Source organism: Streptomyces sp. PKA51, from assembly GCF_057552455.1.
The window spans coordinates 172,204-186,457 of the sequence record NZ_BAAJPZ010000003.1 but is presented as its reverse complement, the minus strand read 5'-3'; the positions used below and the strand labels follow the sequence as shown (position 1 = coordinate 186,457).

Below are 14,254 nucleotides of genomic sequence, written 5' to 3'. Positions count from 1 at the left end.
CGGCACCTTCTCGCACCGATCATCGTGGAACCATGAGCACCGAAGCCTCCGCCAGCCCGACCAGCCCCATACGTCACCTCGGCCCCAACTGGTACGCCACCGTCATGGGCACGGCGATCGTCGCCTCGGCCGGTGCGGCCCTGCCGGTGACCGTGCCCGGGCTGCGGGGCGCGTGCGAGGCGGTGTGGGCCCTGGCCGCGCTGCTGCTGCTCGCCCTCCTGACCGCCCGCGCCCTGCACTGGGCGCACCACCCCGACCAGGCCAGGCGGCACCTGGGCGACCCGGCCGTCGCGCCCTTCTACGGCTGTCTGGCGATGGCCCTGCTGGCGGTCGGCGGCAGCACGCTGTCGGTGGGCACGGCCGTCGTCGGCGAGAGCGCGGCCGTCGCCGCGGACGCCGTGCTGTGGACGGCCGGCACCGTCGTCGGCCTCGGTGCCGCGGCCGCGATCCCGTACCTGATGGTGACCCGGCACAGGATCGCCGCCGGGGACGCCTCCCCCGTGTGGCTGCTGCCGGTCGTCGCGCCCATGGTCTCCGCCGCTCTGGGCCCCGCGCTCGTGGCACACCTGCCCGCCGGCCAGTGGCGCGAGGCGCTGCTGCTGGGCTGCTACGGGCTGTTCGGCATGAGCCTGCTGGCGACGCTGCTGATCCTGCCGCTGCTCTTCGCCCGGCTCGTCCACCACGGCCCGCTGCCGCTCGCGCTGACGCCCACCCTGTTCCTGGTCCTGGGCCCGCTGGGCCAGTCCACGACCGCCGTGAACGCCGTCGCCGCCGCCGCGCCGGGCGTCGTCGCCGAGCCGTACGCGCACGCCATGGCCGGCTTCGCCGTGCTCTACGGCATGCCCGTCCTCGGGTTCGCCCTGCTGTGGCTGGCCCTGGCCACCGCCATGGTCGTCCGGGCCGCCCGCCGGGGCATGGGCTTCGCGATGACGTGGTGGGCCTTCACCTTCCCCGTCGGCACCTGCGTGACGGGCAGCGCCGCGCTGGCCCACCGCACCGGGCTGACCGCCCTGACCTGGCTGGCGGTGGGGCTGTACGCGCTGCTGGTGGGCGCCTGGGCGGTCGCCGGGGTCCGTACCGCGGCCGGGCTGGTCAGCGGGCGGCTGCTCGCAGCGCCGCGCCCAGCACCCGCGGCGCCGCTGCGAGAGATGGCCCGTACCACGTGAGGTGACGGCCGCTGACGAGCGCCGACGGCAGCCCGGGGAAGCACTCCGGGCCGTCGTCGGCGCCGAAGCGGTACGGCTCGTCGGGCAGGACGACGAGCTCGGCGCCGCAGGCGTTGAGCTCGTCCAGGGGCATGCGCGGGTAGCGCTCGGCGTGCCCGGCGTGGACGTTCGCGACGCCGAGACGGGCGAGGACGTCGCCGGCGAAGGTGTCGCGGCCCAGCACCATCCACGGGCGGCGCCAGACGGGGACGACGGCCGGCGTCGGCGGCCCGGTGGGGCGCAGGCCGTGCCAGGCGTCGCGGGCCTCCTCCAGCCAGGCGGGCCGGGCGAGCCCGCAGCCGCGCACCAGGACCCGCTCCAGCTCGGTGAACGCCTGCTCCAGCGTGCGGATCTCGGTGACCAGCACATCGAGGCCGGCGGCCCGCAGCGCGCCGAGGTCGGGGGCGCGGTTCTCCTCCTCGTTGGCGAGGACGAGGTCGGGGGCGAGCGCGATGATGCGGGCGACGTCGGGGTTCTTGGTGCCGCCGACGCGCACCACGTCCAGGCCGGCGGGGTGTTCGCACCAGTCGGTGGCGCCCACGAGCAGCCCGGGGGCCGTGGTGGCCACGGCCTCGGTCAGCGAGGGCACCAGGGACACGACGCGGCGTACGGCGGGGCGGCCGCTCGACGAGCTCACCGCCCCACCGTACGCCCGTTCGCCCGGTGCGTCAGGCGCCGGCCGGTGCCATCTTGTCCAGCAGGCCCGGGTGGGCGTCGAGCCAGCGGCCCGCGGACTGCTTCTCCTTGCCCTTGCCGCCCTTTTGGATCTCGGCCTCCAGGGAGGAGAGGTCCTTCTCGGACATCTTGAAGTCCTTCACCCACTGCGCGATGCGCGGGAAGTCCTTGGCGAAGTCCTTCTTGCCGACGGCGTGGATCTGCTCGCCCTGGCCCCAGGCGCCCTTGGGGTCCTTGAGCTTCTTCAGGTCGTAGGTGCCGTAGGCCCAGTGCGGCGACCACAGGGTGGTGACGATGGGCTCCTTCTTCTTCAGGGCCCGGTCGAGCTCGGCGAGCATCGTGGAGGTGGAGGACGAGACGACCTTGTACTCGCCGTCCAGGCCGTACTCCTTCAGCACCTTGTCGTTCAGCTTGCCCATCATGCCGGCGCTGGACTCGATGCCCACGATCTTCCCGCCGAACTCCTTGCTGCGGCCCTTCAGATCGGCCAGGGAGTTCACGTCCTTGACGTAGGAGGGCACGGTCAGCTCCAGCGACGTGGGCCCGTACCAGGTGCCGAGGTCGCTGAGCTTGTCGCCGTAGCGCTCCATGTACTGCTGGTGCGTGGTGGGCAGCCAGGAGTCGAACTGCACGTCCATCTGACCCTGCGCGAGGGCGGTGTAGAGCGGGCCCGGGTCGAGCTGCTTGACCTCGGGCTTGTAGCCGCGCGCCTCCAGGACGTTCTGCCACAGGTAGGTGGCGGCGACCGCCTCGTCCCAGGGGAAGTAGCCGAGCCGGACCTGCTGGCCCCGGCCGACGTTCGCGCCGGCGGCCACGGCCTGCTTGTCGCCGCCGTCGACGAGGCGCATACCGCCCGCGACGAGCGCGAGGACGACGACGCCGACGGCCGCGACGGCGGTGGCCGGGCGGTGGGCCAGGACGCGGGAGGCGACCGGGCCGCGCGCGGTGGCGGCGGCCTTGGCGGAGGCGCGGCGGCCCAGGCGGGAGACCCGGGTGCCCAGCGCGCCCGTCATCCGGTCCAGGTACATGGCCAGGACCACGACGGCCAGACCGGATTCGACGCCGCCGCCGATGTCGACCTGGGTCACGGCCGCGTACACGGCCTCGCCCAGGCCGCCGGCGCCCGCCATACCGGCGATGACGACCATGGACAGGGCCAGCATGATGACCTGGTTGACGCCCGCCATGATGGTGGGCACGGCCAGCGGCAGCTGGACGCGCAGGAGCGTGTGGCGCGGCGTGGTGCCGAACGCCGTGGCCGCCTCGACGAGTTCGCCGTCGACCTGGCGGATGCCCAGCTCCGTCATCCGCACGCCCGGCGGCATGGAGAAGACGATGGTGGCGATCAGGCCGGGGATCGGCCCGATGGAGAAGAACATCACGCCCGGGATCAGGTAGACGAAGGCGGGCATCGTCTGCATGACGTCCAGGACGGGCCGCAGCACCCCGCCGACCCGGCGGTCGCGGGCCGCCCAGATGCCCAGCGGCACGGCCACGGCCAGCGTGATGACACTGGCGACGAGCACGAGCGAGAGGGTGGCGGTCGCCTCGTGCCACAGGCCGAAGGAGTCGATCAGGGCGAGTCCGGCGAAGGCGAGGACGGCGGCGAGCAGACCGCGCAGCCACCAGGCGAGGACGGCGAGGATGCCGGCCGTCAGCAGGGGCTGGGGGGCGCCGAGTACAGCGTTGACCCCGTCGTACATGCCGGTCAGCACGGTGTTGACGGCGTCGAAGAGCCAGGAGAGGTGGTTCTGCAGCCAGCCGACGGCGCTCTCCGCCCAGCTGCCGAGAGGGAGCCTAGGCACCGGCCGTCACCTCCTGCTGCTTGCGGGGCGCGGCAGGCGTGGCGGCCCCCGGCTGCGGCCGCGGCTGCTCGCCCAGGGCGGCCAGCAGGCCGTCGCGCGTGACGACGCCGGCGGGCGTGCCGTCCTCGCCGGTGACGGCGACGGGCGCCTCACCGTGGGAGAGAGCGGTGAACAGCTCGGCGACGGGTGTACCGGCGGTGACGGTGGCGGCCGCCCCGGCGGACCGGCCGGCGGGCGGCTCCATGATGGAGCCGGCGGTCAGCACCCGGGAGCGGTCGACGTCCTGGATGAAGGAGGCCACGTAGTCGTTGGCGGGCCGCACGAGGATGTCCTCGGCCGTGCCGTTCTGCACGATGCGCCCGTCGCGCATCACCGCGATGCGGTCGCCGAGGCGCATGGCCTCGTTGAGGTCGTGGGTGATGAAGACGATGGTCTTCTTCAGCCGCTTCTGCAGGTCCAGCAGCTGGTCCTGCATGTCGCGGCGGATGAGGGGGTCCAGGGCGCTGAAGGACTCGTCCATCAGCAGCAGGTCGGCGTCGGTGGCCAGCGCACGGGCCAGGCCCACGCGCTGCTGCATGCCGCCGGACAGCTCGTCGGGCCAGGAGCTCTCCCAGCCCTTGAGGCCGGCCAGCTCCAGCGCCTCGGCGGCGCGGGCCTCGCGCTCCTCGCGGGCCACGCCGCGCACCTCCAGGCCGTAGGCGGCGTTCTCCAGCACGCTGCGGTGCGGGAAGAGGGCGAAGTGCTGGAAGACCATGCTGATGTGGCGCGAGCGCACCTCGCGCAGTTCGCGCGGGGAGAGCGAGGTCAGGTCCTGGCCGTCGTACAGGACGCTGCCGGCCGTCGGGTCGAGCAGGCCGTTGAGCATGCGCAGCAGCGTGGACTTGCCGGAGCCGGAGAGCCCCATCACCACGAAGATCTGGCCGGCCTCGACCTCCAAGGACGCGTCGATGACGGCTGCGGTGGCGCCGTCGGCACGCAGCTCGTCCCGGTCGGCGCCGCCCTCGAGTCGGCGGACGGCGGCTTCGGGTCGTCTGCCGAACACCTTGTACAGATGCTCGGCCTTCAGCCTGGACACATAAACCTCTCGGATCGAACTCAGACTCCAGCGGTCCCCCCGGTCGCACGAGCCACTCCGGCCTCGCGCCTGCCCCGGGCCATTCAGGGCAAACGGAACAGTGAGCCACCTCACACACCGCACTCCGCTTGTCGGTGGCGTGCGGCATCATCGATCCGTGACGCGACGCCTGATGCTCCTGGACACCGCCTCGCTGTACTTCCGCGCCTACTTCGGCGTGCCGGAGTCCGTGAAGGCCCCCGACGGCACGCCCGTGAACGCGGTGCGCGGCCTGCTCGACTTCATCGCCCGCCTGGTGGCCGACCACCGGCCCGACGACCTCGTCGCCTGCATGGACTTCGACTGGCGCCCCCAGTGGCGGGTCGAGCTGATCCCCTCGTACAAGGCGCACCGCGTGGCGGAGGAGATCGAGGGCGGCCCGGACGAGGAGGAGACGCCCGACACGCTCTCCCCGCAGGTCCCGGTCATCGAGGCCGTGCTGGACGCGATCGGCATCGCGCGCGTGGGGGCGGTGGGCTACGAGGCGGACGACGTGATCGGCACCCTCGCGGCACGGGCCGCCGGGCCGGTCGACATCGTCACCGGCGACCGCGACCTCTTCCAGCTCGTCGACGACCGGCGCGGCGTGCGGGTGCTCTATCCGGTCAAGGGCGTGGGCACCCTGCAGACGGTGGACGAGGCGCTGCTGCGCGAGAAGTACGGCGTGGACGGCCCCGGCTACGCCGACCTCGCCCTGCTGCGCGGCGACCCCAGCGACGGCCTGCCGGGCGTGCCCGGCATCGGCGAGAAGACGGCGGCCAAGCTGCTGGCCTCCTTCGGCGACCTGGCGGGCATCGTCGCCGCGGCCGGCGACCCCGCGGCGAAGCTGACCCCGGCGCAGCGCAAGCGGCTGACGGAGGCCGCGCCGTACCTCGCGGTGGCGCCGAAGGTGGTGCGGGTGGCCTCGGACGTGCCGCTGGCGCCCTTCGACGCGGCGCTGCCGGCCGCGCCGCGCGACGGGCGGGCCGTGGGCGAGCTGGCGGAGCGCTGGGGGCTGGGGGGCTCGCTGCAGCGACTGCTGACCACACTCGAACAGTGTTAGGTTAGGTAGACCTAACTTATTTCCGGCTATTCAGGGGATCAGGGGAGACAGCCGTGGCAGAGCGTCCCGCACGCAGGAAAACCCACGTCCACCGGGCCCAGGTGGTGCGCACCGAGCGGCTGACGCCGCACATGGTCCGCGTCGTCCTGGGCGGCGAGGCCCTCGCCGGCTTCGGCGCCGGCGAATACACCGACCACTACGTCAAGCTGCTCTTCCCCGTCCCCGGGGTCGCCTACCCCGAACCGCTCGACATCGAGGCCGTGCGCCGCGACTTCCCGCGCGAGCAGTGGCCGCGCACCCGCACCTACACCGTGCGCTCCTTCGACGCCACGGCGCGCGAGCTGGTGATCGACTTCGTCGTCCACGGCGACGAGGGCCTGGCCGGCCCCTGGGCGCTGCGGGCACAGCCGGGCGAGGAGGTGCTCTTCCTCGGCCCCGGCGGCGCCTACGCCCCCGACCCCGCCGCCGACTGGCACCTGCTGGCCGGCGACGAGAGCGCCCTGCCGGCGATCGCCGCCACGCTGGAACGCATGCCGGCCGGAGCCCGCGTCCGGGCCCTGGTGGAGGTCGCCGACGCCGCCGAGGAGCAGCCCCTCGACCTGCCCGACGGCATCGCGATCACCTGGCTGCACCGCGACGGCGCACCGGTGGGCGACGCCCTGGTGCAGGCGGTGCGCACGATGGACTTCCCCGCGGGCGACGCCCACGTCTTCGTCCACGGCGAGGCCGGATTCGTCAAGGAACTGCGCCGGCACCTGCGCACGGAGCGCGGCGTCCCGCGCGAACGGCTGTCCATCTCCGGCTACTGGCGGCGCGGCCACGACGAGGACGGCTGGCAGGCCTCCAAGCGCGCCTGGAACCAGCAGGTGGAGGCCGAGCAGGAAGCCGCGGCCTGACGGGCGATGCCGACCGTACCGGTAGCCCTCGCCGCCGTGGCAGCCCTCGCCCCGGGCCCCGCCCTCTCGACCGACGGCCCCGCCCAGCGGGGCCGTGAGACGGTCCTGCACGTGACCCTGGAGGAGGTCGACGGCCCCCTCACGGTCGCATCACCGGCGTTCGCCAAACCGCTGCTGCTGAAGCCGAAACGCTTCCACGAGGGCAAGGACGGCTCGCGCTACACGGACGTGGCCGGCATGGTCCTGTGCGACATCGCGCCGGGCACGTACGTGGTGGAACTGAAACGGGACGGCGAGAAGGAGCCTGTGGACTCGCTGGACCTGACGGTCGTGCCCGAAATGGACCCCGGCAACCGCGAGTTCTGCGCGAGCCCGCGCGGGTACGGGGAAGCGGTGGACCGCACGAGCGAGACGGCGCCGGACGACGAGGACGACGGCGAGGAGGCCGACGGGGGCGTGACGACGGCCCAACTGGCCGTCGCCATCGCTGCCACGGCCGCCCTGTCGGCGGCCCTGGCAGCGACGGCGACGTACCTCGTGGTGCGCCGCCGGAGGTGATCCCCGGCCCCGCCCTCTCCCCATATCCCGGGGCTCCGCCCCGGACCCCGGTGTCCTCAATCGCCGGACGGGCTGACAAAGTCAGCCCGTCCGGCGATTGAGGACACCGGGCGAAGCCCGGTCCGCCCGCAGGGCCAACGGCCTCAGCCCACCGACGAGTACGCCACGACACCCCGCAGCAACCCGTCAACGGCCTTGCGCGCGTTGCGCGCCACCCCGCTGCCCTCCGGCGCCGCCGCCGCGATCTGTCCGAGCACGTCGATGAGCTGCTTGGACCACCGCACGAAGTCGCCCGCCGGCATGTCGATTTCGCGCAGGACCTCGTCGAGGCCGTGGCCGGAGGCCCACCGGTAGGCGGGCCAGGCGAAGCCGAGGTCGGGTTCGCGCTGGCCGACGCCTTCGGCCTGGTTGATGCGGTGTGCCTCTTCCAGCGCGTCGAGCCGGCCCCAGATGCGGACCATTTCGCCGAGGGCGTCCTTGGCGGGCCCGCCGGGGAGCTTGGGCGGGGCCGCGTCGTCGGCGACGCGCGCCTCGTAGACCAGGGCGGAGGCGCAGGCGGCGAGTTCGGCGGGCTGCAGGCCCTCCCAGACGCCTTCGCGCAGGCATTCGGAGGCGAGCAGGTCGAGTTCGCCGTAGAGGCGGGCGAGGCGGCGGCCGTCCTGGGTGACTTCGTCGCCGCGCAGGTAGCCCAGTTCGGTCAGGAGCGCGCAGATCCGGTCGAAGGTGCGCGCGATGGTGTTGGTGCGGCCTTCGATGCGTCGCTGCAGCTGCTGGGTGTCGCGCTGCAGCCGCTGGTAGCGCTCGGCCCAGCGGGCGTGGTCCTCGCGCTCGTCGCAGCCGTGGCAGGGGTGGCGCCGGATCTCGGCGCGCAGCCGGGTGATCTCGGTGTCGTCGGCGGCCGCGGCGCGCTGCTTGCGGTGCCGGTCGGGGACGATGTGCCCGGCCTTGGTGCGCAGGGCGGAGGCGAGGTCGCGGCGCGACTGGGGGCTGCGGGCGTTGAAGGAGCGCGGGATGCGCATGCGCTCGACGGGTTCGACGGGGACCGGGAAGTCGATGGGCGCGAGCCGCTTGACCTGGCGTTCGGCGGTCAGGACCAGGGGGCGGGGCCCGTCGTAGTGGTCGAAGCCGCGCTGGCGGTCGGTGCGGCCGGGGGCGACCCCGGGGTCGAGCACGAGGGCGAGGCCGGCGTACTTGCCGGTGGGCACGTGGATGACGTCGCCGGGCTTGAGGCGCTCCAGTGCGGCGGCCGCCTGGGCGCGGCGCTGGGCGGCGCCCTGCTTGGCGAGCTCGTTCTCGCGTTCCTTCAGCTCGCGGCGCAGCCGGGCGTACTCGTGGAAGTCGCCGAGGTGGCATTCGACGGCTTCGCGGTAGCCGGCGAGGCCCTCCTCGTTGCGCTGCACCTGCCGGGAGATGCCCACGACCGACTTGTCGGCCTGGAACTGGGCGAAGGAGGTCTCCAGCAGCTCCCGGGAGCGGTGCCGGCCGTACTGGGAGACGAGGTTGACCGCCATGTTGTAGGACGGCTTGAAGCTGGAGCGCAGCGGGTAGGTGCGGGTGCCGGCGAGGCCGGCGAGGGCGGCGGGGTCCATGGCGCGCTGCCACAGGACGACGGCGTGGCCCTCGACGTCGATGCCGCGCCGCCCGGCGCGGCCGGTGAGCTGGGTGTATTCGCCGGGGGTGATGTCGGCGTGCTGCTCGCCGTTCCACTTCACGAGCTTTTCCAGCACGACCGAGCGCGCGGGCATGTTGATGCCGAGGGCGAGGGTCTCGGTGGCGAAGACGGCCTTGACGAGGCCCTTGACGAAGAGCTCCTCGACGACCTCCTTGAAGGTCGGCAGCATGCCCGCGTGGTGGGCGGCGATGCCGCGCTCCAGGCCCTCCAGCCACTCGAAGTAGCCGAGGACGTGCAGGTCCTCGTCGGGGATGGCGGCGGTGCGTTCCTCGACGATGGCGCGCACCTTGGCGCGGGCCTCGGTGTCGTTCAGGCGCAGCCCGGCGTACAGGCACTGCTGGACGGCGGCCTCGCAGCCGGCGCGGCTGAAGATGAAGGTGATGGCGGGCAGCAGGCCCTCGGCGTCGAGCCGCTCGATGACCTCGACGCGGCTGGGCGTCCAGATGCGGGTGCGCTGGCGGCGCTCGCGTTCGCGGTCGGCGTCGCGCAGGGCGCGGGCCCGGCGGCCGGCGGCGAAGGGGCGGCCGTTCTCCATGCGGGCGAGGCGCACGAGGTCGGGGTTGACCTCGCGGCGGCCGCGGCCGCCGTCGGGGCCGGTCTTCTCCTGGAACAGGTCGTACATCCGGCGGCCGGCGAGGACGTGCTGCCACAGCGGCACGGGCCGGTGCTCGGAGACGATCACCTCGGTGTCGCCGCGCACGGTGTCGAGCCAGTCGCCGAACTCCTCGGCGTTGGAGACGGTGGCGGACAGGGAGACCAGGGTGACGGATTCGGGGAGGTGGATGATGACCTCCTCCCACACCGCGCCGCGGAAGCGGTCGGAGAGGTAGTGCACCTCGTCCATGACCACGTAGCCGAGGCCGACGAGGGTCTGGGATCCCGCGTAGAGCATGTTGCGCAGGACCTCGGTGGTCATCACGATCACCGGCGCGTCGGGGTTGACGCTGTTGTCGCCGGTGAGCAGGCCGACCTTGGCGGGCCCGTAGCGGGCCACGAGGTCGTTGTACTTCTGGTTCGACAGGGCCTTGATCGGCGTCGTGTAGAAGCACTTGCGGCCCTGGGTCAGGGCCAGGTGGACGGCGAATTCGCCGACGATGGTCTTGCCGGAGCCGGTCGGCGCCGCGACCAGCACCCCCTTGCCGGCTTCGAGGGCCTTGCAGGCCTCTATCTGGAAGGGGTCCAGCTCGAAGTCGTACATCTCGCGGAAGGGGGCGAGTGCGGTGGCCTGCTCGGCGGCGCGCTGCCGGGAGAGGGCGTAGCGCTCAGCAGGGGAGAGGTCCTCGGTCATCTTGATGACGAGCCTACCGGCCGCCTGTGACAGCCACCGATCTTTAGCGGGCTCCCAGCAGGCGTACGGCGGCCGGGACGATCGTCGCGGTCAGCGGCAGCGGGCCGAGGGGTTCGCCGTCGGCGTAGCCGGTGATGCCCTCGGCGGTCAGGGTCACGCGCGAGGCCCGGTGGACGGTGACGCTGCGGTGGACGAGGTGGGTGCCGCGGTAGACCCGGGGGAAGACCCGCAGCAGCGTGGAGCGGCTGCAGGGGCCGACGACGGTGACGTCGAAGAGGCCGTCGTCGATGCGGGCGCCGGCGCAGATGCGCATGCCGCCGCCGTAGGAGGCGCCGTTGCCCACGGCGATCAGGGTGGCCTCCAGCTGCTGCTCGGGGCCGTCGTCGAGGCGGATGCGGTACGGGATGGGGCGCAGCGCGGCGAGCTCGGCGAGCAGGGCGGCGTCGTAGCGCAGCCGGCCGGTGGGGAAGCGCATGCGGTTGCCGCGGTCGTTGACGCGGGAGTCGAAGCCGGAGGCGAGGACGGTGCCGAACCAGGTGGCGCCGACCCGGCCGAGGTCGACGGGGCGGCCGCCGTCGCCCTTGAGGGAGGCGGCGACGAGGCGGCCGGCGGCGGCCGGGTCGCGGACGGGCAGGCCGGCGGCGCGGGCGAAGTCGTTGCCGGTGCCGACGGCGACGACGCCGAGCGGGGTGGGGGTGCCGGCGACGGCCTGCAGGGCGAGGGAGACCATGCCGTCCCCGCCGACGGCGATCAGTGCGCCGGTTCCGCCGTGGACCGCTTCCTTGGCCCGGGCCAGGGCGTCGGGGGCGTCGTGGCCGACGAGGGTGCGCACGCGGAAGCCGGCCTCGCGCAGGGCCCGGGCGGCGGGCAGGGCGGCGCGGGCGCCGCGGCCGCGGCCGGCGGTGGGGTTGACGAAGAGCGTGATGTCGCTGGTCACCCGGCGGACCCTACCGGTAGGTAGGGTCCGCCGGGTGACCGGAGGGATCACCTCGTCGGGTGCGCTCAGGTGGCGTCGTCGTAGCCCGCGTGCTGCTTGGACTGGCCCGGCAGGCTCTCCGTCGGCTCGGACTCGATGGAGTGCGGGGTCAGGTCGAGCGGGGCCGCCTCGTCGTCGGAGAGCAGCCGGTCGGGGTTGCGGGCCTCGCGGCGCTTGTCGTTGAGCAGGGCGAAGCCGACCGCACCGAAGTACAGGATGATGATCGGGACGGCCAGGATGCACATCCCGAAGGGGTCGGTGCTGGGGGTGGCGACCGCGCCGAAGACGAAGACGCCCATGACGACGCCGCGCCAGGCCTTGGCCATGCTCCGGCCGCTCAGTATGCCGACGAGGTTCAGCATGACCAGCAGCAGCGGCAGCTCGAAGGCCAGGCCGAAGACGAGGATCATGCGGACGCTGAAGTCCAGGATGTCGTCGAGCGCCAGCGTGTTGGCCGCGGATTCGGGCGTGACGCTCAGCAGCACCTTCATGCTGGTGGGCATGATCAGGTACGCCAGGTAGGCGCCGGCGAGGAAGAGCGGGACCGCCGTCGAGACGAAGGCGACCGTGTACTTCTTCTCGTTCTTGTGCAGGCCGGGGGCGAGGAACGCCCACAGCTGGTAGAGCCAGATGGGGGCGGAGAAGGTGACGCCCACCAGGAGGCAGACCTTCACGATGGTCGTGAAGGGCGACATCAGGTTGCCGAACAGGAGCACGGCGCAGTTGCCGCCGTGGCTCTGGGACAGATCACGACTGGGGCACTGGGGCACGGGGCTCGCCAGGAAGTCCATGATCTGCTTGTTGTAGAACGCCGCGACGACGGCGACCACGACGATGCCCAGCACGGCCTTGGCCAGCCGGTTGCGCAGCTCGCGCAGGTGCTCCGCGAGCGGCATCCGCCCCTCGGGGTCCTTCTCCTTCTTGCGGGCAGACTTGAGCAACCCACGTCCCTATCTCGTGCGGCCGACGGGCGCCGGCGGCGTCCGTCTCGGGTCTGTCCTGGGTCAGCGCTGGGTCGTACGGTCGGTGGGCTCGTTCACCGGGCGGGAGGTGACGTCACCGGGGGCCGCCTTGATCGTACGGGGGGCGGACTCACCGGCCGGCGGGTCGGCGGGGGCGGCGGCGGTGTCCGTGCTCTCGGCCTTCATCGCCTTGGCCTCGCTCTTGAGGATGCGGGCCGACTTGCCGAGCGAGCGCGCCATGTCGGGGAGCTTCTTCGCACCGAACAGCAGGACGATGACGACGAGCAGAAGGATGATCTCGGGCGCTCCGAGCCGTCCGAACATAAGCGTGTACCTTCTCACCGAAGCGGGATATTGGTGGTGGGGCCGGCCGACTGATCGGACATTTGTCGCTCAGTCGTACGGCAGGGATCGTAACGCGCAGGGGTAAACGCTCGGCAATCCCTGTGCATACTCCCGGTCGCGGCCCTCCGCCTCTCCACAGGGCCGGTCCGACCAGCGTACCGGCGGCCGGCCGCGACCCGGCTCTGCGGCTGCTCACCGGCTACTCACCGGGCACGCCGCGGGCGCCCTGCGCGGCCAGGGGCGCGGCCGATCGCTCCAGCTCCTCCGCGGCCCGGGTGATGTTCCGTGTGGCCTGCGCCACCTGCCGGGCGAGCCGCCGGGTCTCCACGAAGACGCGGGCGGTGAGGACCGCCAGCACGGCGAGTCCGCAGAAGCCGAGGGCGATGGCGAGCATGGGCCAGAACATGGAACGAGCCTATCGAGGGGAATCGGGAACAGACGGAAACGGCCGGAAAGCGGTCACGCGGTGACGTGCAGCCGCAGCGTCCGCACCCCGCCGCCCACGAGCAGCTCGACGATCCGCTCGCCGGCGGGCTTGCGGACCGCGGAGCCGCACTCGGGGCAGGTGAAGGAGTAGAACGTGGTCCGGTCGCTGGCCCCGATCGCCAGCCGCAGCGCGCCCGCGCCCAGCTCGAACCGGCCCCGGCAGTCGGGGCACGCCGCCTTGAAGACCGCGGCCGGTACCGTCGCGTCCCTCATCTGACCTGTTCCTTCCCCTGGCAGAGCTGTCCCCGGCACAGTCCGGCTCACCGTCACTCTCCGTATGCCACCAGCGCCTCGCGGGCGGCCTCGCGGGCGCTGCCGGCCAGCGCCTCCGGCGAGACGATCCGCCCGTCCCGGCCCAGGCGCAGCGCCAGGCGCCGCAGGGAGGCAGGGTCGGGGGTGCGCAGTGTGATCCGCAGACCGCCGTCGGGCAGCTCCTCGGCGCTGTCGTGCGGGTAGTACTCGGCGACCCAGCGGCCGCCCGGACCGACCTCGACGATGACCTCGGGGTCCTCCGCGGCCGGCTGGACCAGCCCCTCGGACAGGTCGCGCAGCTCCACCGGCGGCGGGTCGGAGGGCTCGTCGAGCAGCCGGATCTCCGCCACCCGGTCGAGGCGGAAGGTGCGCCTGGCCTCGGACAGCCGGCACCACGCCTCCATATAGGTGTGGCCCACCACGAACAGCCGGATCGGGTCGACCTCGCGCTCGGTCAGCTCGTCGCGCGCCGGCGAGTAGTAGCGGATCCACACCCGGCGGCGCTCGGAGATGGCCCGGTCCAGGTCGGCGAAGACGCCGCCCTCGGACTCGAAGCTCACCGACAGCCGGGAGCTGGCGCCCGCCGCCTCGCCGGCGGCGGCCTCCACCTTGGCGGTGGCCCGCAGCAGCGCCTGCCGGTCGCTCTCGCGCAGCCCCGGCAGGGTGGCCACGGCCCGGGCGGCCACCAGCAGCGCGGTGGCCTCGTCGGCGGCCAGCCGCAGCGGCTCGCCGGCGGAGGTGCCCGAGGCGTCGGGGTTGTGCCACCAGATGCGGTCGCCGTCGGTGTCGATGTCCAGCAGGTCGCCGCCGCGGAAGCTGGTGCCGCACATGGGCAGCACGTCCAGGTCGCCGATCAGCTCGTCCTCGGTGATGCCGAAGGCGCGGGCCACGTCGGCGACGCGGGCGCCGGGGCGTTCCCTCAGGTAGGTGACCAGGGACAGCATCCGGCGTGTCTGGTCAATGGCGTTTCCGGCCATC

General features: G+C 73.1%; 14 protein-coding genes. 4 read left to right on the top strand and 10 right to left on the bottom strand.

The genetic code is table 11. The features are described from left to right. Window positions 1-32: 32 nt before the first annotated feature. Window positions 33-1,166, top strand: coding sequence for a TDT family transporter (locus AC27L3_RS05895; RefSeq protein WP_487232952.1), 1,134 nt, complete (start codon window positions 33-35; stop codon window positions 1,164-1,166). Here AC27L3_RS05895 and AC27L3_RS05890 read toward each other — a convergent pair. Genes AC27L3_RS05890 through AC27L3_RS05880 form a run of 3 tightly spaced genes read right to left on the bottom strand, consistent with a single transcriptional unit; the run spans window position 1,093 to window position 4,760 of the window. Further along, window positions 1,093-1,842, bottom strand: coding sequence for a helical backbone metal receptor (locus AC27L3_RS05890; protein ID WP_487232951.1), 750 nt, complete (start codon window positions 1,840-1,842; stop codon window positions 1,093-1,095). The two genes, AC27L3_RS05895 and AC27L3_RS05890, sit on opposite strands and share 74 nt — an antisense overlap. Before the next feature lie 31 nt (window positions 1,843-1,873). Beyond that, entirely contained in the window at window positions 1,874-3,685 is a 1,812-nt protein-coding gene (locus AC27L3_RS05885; RefSeq protein ID WP_487232950.1) for an ABC transporter permease/substrate binding protein, read from the bottom strand. Beyond that, on the bottom strand, window positions 3,678-4,760 hold the full coding sequence (locus AC27L3_RS05880) for a quaternary amine ABC transporter ATP-binding protein (protein WP_487232949.1): 1,083 nt from the start codon (window positions 4,758-4,760) through the stop codon (window positions 3,678-3,680). The genes AC27L3_RS05885 and AC27L3_RS05880 overlap by 8 nt, the downstream gene beginning before the upstream one ends. Before the next feature lie 157 nt (window positions 4,761-4,917). On the opposite strand from AC27L3_RS05880, the gene AC27L3_RS05875 reads away from it, so the two are divergent. Genes AC27L3_RS05875 through AC27L3_RS05865 form a run of 3 tightly spaced genes read left to right on the top strand, consistent with a single transcriptional unit; the run spans window position 4,918 to window position 7,295 of the window. Then, window positions 4,918-5,841 carry a 5'-3' exonuclease gene (locus AC27L3_RS05875; RefSeq protein ID WP_487232948.1) on the top strand — a complete coding sequence of 308 codons (924 nt, stop codon included), beginning with the start codon at window positions 4,918-4,920 and terminating at the stop codon, window positions 5,839-5,841. Window positions 5,842-5,894: 53 nt separating this feature from the next. Next, a complete protein-coding gene (locus AC27L3_RS05870) occupies window positions 5,895-6,737 on the top strand; it encodes a siderophore-interacting protein (RefSeq protein WP_487232947.1) in 843 nt (280 codons plus the stop codon). Window positions 6,738-6,743: 6 nt separating this feature from the next. Continuing rightward, the gene (locus AC27L3_RS05865) at window positions 6,744-7,295 is read left to right on the top strand and encodes a hypothetical protein (protein WP_487232946.1); all 552 of its coding nucleotides are present in this window, start codon (window positions 6,744-6,746) and stop codon (window positions 7,293-7,295) included. Window positions 7,296-7,438: 143 nt separating this feature from the next. Here AC27L3_RS05865 and AC27L3_RS05860 read toward each other — a convergent pair whose 3' ends face one another. From AC27L3_RS05860 to AC27L3_RS05830, 7 genes are all read right to left on the bottom strand, one after another. Further along, entirely contained in the window at window positions 7,439-10,255 is a 2,817-nt protein-coding gene (locus AC27L3_RS05860) for a DEAD/DEAH box helicase (RefSeq protein WP_487232945.1), read from the bottom strand. Window positions 10,256-10,298: 43 nt separating this feature from the next. Next, window positions 10,299-11,192, bottom strand: a complete 894-nt coding sequence (locus AC27L3_RS05855; RefSeq protein ID WP_487232944.1) for a diacylglycerol kinase — start codon at window positions 11,190-11,192, stop codon at window positions 10,299-10,301. A gap of 65 nt (window positions 11,193-11,257) precedes the next feature. Continuing rightward, window positions 11,258-12,172 carry a twin-arginine translocase subunit TatC gene (tatC, locus tag AC27L3_RS05850; RefSeq protein ID WP_487232943.1) on the bottom strand — a complete coding sequence of 305 codons (915 nt, stop codon included), beginning with the start codon at window positions 12,170-12,172 and terminating at the stop codon, window positions 11,258-11,260. A 63-nt stretch (window positions 12,173-12,235) separates the two neighbouring features. After that, window positions 12,236-12,517 carry a Sec-independent protein translocase subunit TatA gene (tatA, locus tag AC27L3_RS05845; RefSeq protein WP_487232942.1) on the bottom strand — a complete coding sequence of 94 codons (282 nt, stop codon included), beginning with the start codon at window positions 12,515-12,517 and terminating at the stop codon, window positions 12,236-12,238. Window positions 12,518-12,737: 220 nt separating this feature from the next. After that, on the bottom strand, window positions 12,738-12,944 hold the full coding sequence (locus tag AC27L3_RS05840) for a hypothetical protein (RefSeq protein WP_487232941.1): 207 nt from the start codon (window positions 12,942-12,944) through the stop codon (window positions 12,738-12,740). A gap of 53 nt (window positions 12,945-12,997) precedes the next feature. Further along, the gene (locus tag AC27L3_RS05835; protein ID WP_487232940.1) at window positions 12,998-13,237 is read right to left on the bottom strand and encodes a hypothetical protein; all 240 of its coding nucleotides are present in this window, start codon (window positions 13,235-13,237) and stop codon (window positions 12,998-13,000) included. A 53-nt stretch (window positions 13,238-13,290) separates the two neighbouring features. After that, window positions 13,291-14,253: a helix-turn-helix transcriptional regulator gene (locus AC27L3_RS05830; RefSeq protein WP_487232939.1), complete on the bottom strand. Its 963-nt coding sequence runs from the start codon at window positions 14,251-14,253 to the stop codon at window positions 13,291-13,293. Window position 14,254: the final 1 nt, after the last annotated feature.

What these genes read in the sequence shown, in the direction of transcription:
- AC27L3_RS05840 (WP_487232941.1), bottom strand. Translation starts at nt 12,944, where the DNA reads ATGTTCTGGCCCATGCTCGCCATCGCCCTCGGCTTCTGCGGACTCGCC.
- AC27L3_RS05895 (WP_487232952.1), top strand. Translation starts at nt 33, where the DNA reads ATGAGCACCGAAGCCTCCGCCAGCCCGACCAGCCCCATACGTCACCTC.
- AC27L3_RS05865 (WP_487232946.1), top strand. Translation starts at nt 6,744, where the DNA reads ATGCCGACCGTACCGGTAGCCCTCGCCGCCGTGGCAGCCCTCGCCCCG.
- AC27L3_RS05860 (WP_487232945.1), bottom strand. Translation starts at nt 10,255, where the DNA reads ATGACCGAGGACCTCTCCCCTGCTGAGCGCTACGCCCTCTCCCGGCAG.
- AC27L3_RS05835 (WP_487232940.1), bottom strand. Translation starts at nt 13,237, where the DNA reads ATGAGGGACGCGACGGTACCGGCCGCGGTCTTCAAGGCGGCGTGCCCC.
- tatA (WP_487232942.1), bottom strand. Translation starts at nt 12,517, where the DNA reads ATGTTCGGACGGCTCGGAGCGCCCGAGATCATCCTTCTGCTCGTCGTC.
- AC27L3_RS05830 (WP_487232939.1), bottom strand. Translation starts at nt 14,253, where the DNA reads ATGGCCGGAAACGCCATTGACCAGACACGCCGGATGCTGTCCCTGGTC.